The organism is Streptomyces sp. NPDC002785 (assembly GCF_040295565.1).
GTDB lineage: Bacteria > Actinomycetota > Actinomycetes > Streptomycetales > Streptomycetaceae > Streptomyces.
Genome location: NZ_JBEOVN010000387.1, coordinates 1 through 2,791, shown reverse-complemented (window position 1 = coordinate 2,791; position 2,791 = coordinate 1). Strand labels below are relative to the sequence as shown.

Here is a 2,791-nt window from a genome sequence, read left to right as displayed (position 1 = left end):
CTAGACCGGCTCGCCGGCCACTTCGACCGCAAGGTTCACCTGTTGATCGACGGACACTCCGCCCACCACTCCAAGAAGGTCCGCGACTGGCTCGCCACCCACCCCGACGAACTGGTCAACGCCGACCTCAAGCACAGTCTGCCCAAGCAGCACCGGGCCCCGGACCAGACCGAACTCAATCCCGAGACCCGTAGGTTCTTCCGTAGACGCCAGCGCCAACCGCACATCGTCCGTTGCTATTCCGGCGGCCCACACGTCCGCTACGTCCTGGACGAGAACCCGTTGAGTTTCTGATCAATAGCACCTCAGTACCTTCGCCACCACCGCCAACGCTGGTTGCGAGTCCTCCAGGGCTGATGACGCCTATCAGCCCTGGAGGACTCTCTGCCGAGGTATCACCCGGACGGGAGAACGGGGGATTCCGCCGCGAGGCATCTCAGTTCGCGAACTGACAGATTCCTCGCGGCAGATACGCCCCGTGCCCCGCGTGGCCCACATAAGTGCGCTTGTCGATCACCGGAACGCCGCGTGACAGCACCGTCTCTACCCGCCCCGTCACCTGTTTGCCTTCGTAGGCCGAGTAGTCGACGTTCATGTGATGCGTCTCGGCGGACATGATCTGCTCAGCATGCGGGTCGTAGATGACGATGTCGGCGTCGGCCCCAGGAGCGATAGTCCCCTTCTTGGGGTACAGGCCGAACATCCGAGCCGGCGCCGCGCAGGCGATCTCAATCCAGCGACGGCGGCCGATATGCCCGTCGACAACAGCCTGATGCAGAAGGTCCATGCGATTCTCGACACCCGGCATGCCATTCGGAATCTTCGAGAAGTCCTCATGGCCCATCTCCTTCTGTCCCTTGAAGCAGAACGGGCAATGGTCCGTGGAAACAACCTGCAGATCATTCGTCCGCAGCCCACGCCACAGCGCCGCCTGATGCTCCTTCGGACGCAGCGGGGTGGAACAGACGTACTTCGCGCCTTCGAATTCAGGCTCTGCCAGGTTGTCGGTCGACAGGAAGAGGTACTGCGGGCAGGTCTCGCCGAAAACCGGAAGGCCCTCGTCCCGAGCCCGCGCCAATTCGGCGACGGCCTCTTGCGCCGACACGTGCACCACGTAGAGAGGAGACCCCGCCACCTGGCTCAGCTTGATCACTCGATGCGTCGCCTCCGCCTCAAGGAGTGCCTTCCGGACTTCACCGTGGTAGCGCGGGTCTCTCTCACCACGTGCCAGCGCCTGCTCCACCAGCACGTCGATGGCGAGACCATTCTCCGCGTGCGTCATCACCAGCCCTCCATTCAAGCCGGCGCGCTGCATGGCCCGGAGAATCTGACCGTCATCGGAGAGAAAGACTCCCGGGTACGCGGTGAAGAGCTTGAACGAAGTGACGCCGGCGGAGACGAGCGTGTCCATTTCCTTGAGCGAGGACTCGTTCACGTCGGACATGATCATATGGAACGCGTAGTCGATCGCGCACTTTCTATCCGCCTTCTCATGCCACGCGTCGAGCCCTTCACCAAGCGATCCGCCCTTGGACTGGATTGCGAAATCGATGATGGTCGTTGTGCCACCCCAGGCCGCAGCCCGAGTTCCGGTCTCGAAGGTGTCGGAAGCGAACGTACCGCCGAACGGCATCTCCATATGCGTATGGGCGTCGACACCGCCTGGAATCACGTACTTCCCCGCAGCGTCGATGACATGATCGGCCGTCCACTCATGACTGTCATGGGTGGCCATGGCCACGACGCGGCCACCGTCGACAAGCACGTCGACGTGCAACTCGTCGGAGGCCGTGATGACCAGGCCACCGGTGATCAGAGTGCGTGCCATAGCTTCTGCTCCCTTTACGTCGGATACGGGGTACTCCCTCGTGAGCCGCTCTGTATGCCCGATGCGCCCGGTGGGGCGCCGTCGGAGGGACAGATGAGGCGATTCCTCCCTACCGACCGGCCGAGATAGACGTGTTCCTGCAGGTCAGGCACCTACTCGGGATGAACATCCCTGGTCACGCGAGCCAATGAAACCCTTGAAGGAGGTGACGCCCTCCGACACCAGCAGGTCCATCTCCTTGAGGGAGGACTCGTTCACATCGGAGAGGATCACGTGGAAGGCGTAGTCGATGGCGCAGTTGCCGTCGGCCTTCGCGTACCAGGCGTCAAGTCCTTCGCGGACCGCGCGGCCCACGGTCTGAATGGCGAAGTCGACGATCGTGGTGGTGCCGCCCCAGGCGGCCGCACGGGTGCCGGTCTCGAAGGTGTCGGCGGCGTAGGTGCCGCCGAACGGCATCTCCATGTGCGTATGCGCGTCGACACCGCCCGGGATGACGTATTTGCCGGTGGCGTCGATCCTCCGGTCGGCACTCCAGCTCTCGGCCGCGGCGGTGTCGTGCGCCGCGAGGGCGGCGATGCGGCCACCCTCGATGAGTACGTCGGCATGGATTTCGTCGGACGCGGTGATGACGAGACCACCATGGATGACGGTGCGGCTCATGTACCCCTCCTCACTGTGGCGGAATGGGTCTACGCACGTAGACGAGGTGCGTGGTGAAGAACGTAGAAGTGGGTTACCCACTGTGGCAATACCGCTGCGGCTAACCGCTGAAGACGTTTCTGTTTCACCCGCCTGGCACTCCACCGGCTCACAGCGCGACGCGGCGCGGCGCCGTGCCGGGCGGCGGCGCACGTCGGACGGGTGGCGTTCGAGGGAGGTTTGGCTAAGGGCTGTCCCGTATCCGACAACGCGGCGAGGTGCCGTAGCTGTCGTCGTGCCAGGGATTACGGGACAGTCCTTAGC

Annotated in this window: 1 protein-coding gene and 2 pseudogenes; 1 reads left to right on the top strand and 2 read right to left on the bottom strand. The window is 63.6% G+C overall.

Annotated features, from left to right (window positions below):
* Positions 1-294 (top strand): annotated as a pseudogene (locus ABTZ94_RS37230) (IS630 family transposase); the annotation flags it as partial.
* Between the two features lie 142 nt (positions 295-436).
* Here the strand turns inward: ABTZ94_RS37230 and hydA are convergent.
* Together hydA and ABTZ94_RS37220 are read right to left on the bottom strand one after the other, a co-directional pair.
* A complete protein-coding gene (gene hydA, locus ABTZ94_RS37225) occupies positions 437-1,828 on the bottom strand; it encodes a dihydropyrimidinase (RefSeq protein ID WP_351207849.1) in 1,392 nt (463 codons plus the stop codon).
* A gap of 186 nt (positions 1,829-2,014) precedes the next feature.
* Positions 2,015-2,488, bottom strand: a pseudogene (locus tag ABTZ94_RS37220) (amidohydrolase family protein); the annotation flags it as partial.
* Positions 2,489-2,791: the final 303 nt, after the last annotated feature.

What these genes read in the sequence shown, in the direction of transcription:
- hydA (WP_351207849.1), bottom strand. Translation starts at nt 1,828, where the DNA reads ATGGCACGCACTCTGATCACCGGTGGCCTGGTCATCACGGCCTCCGAC.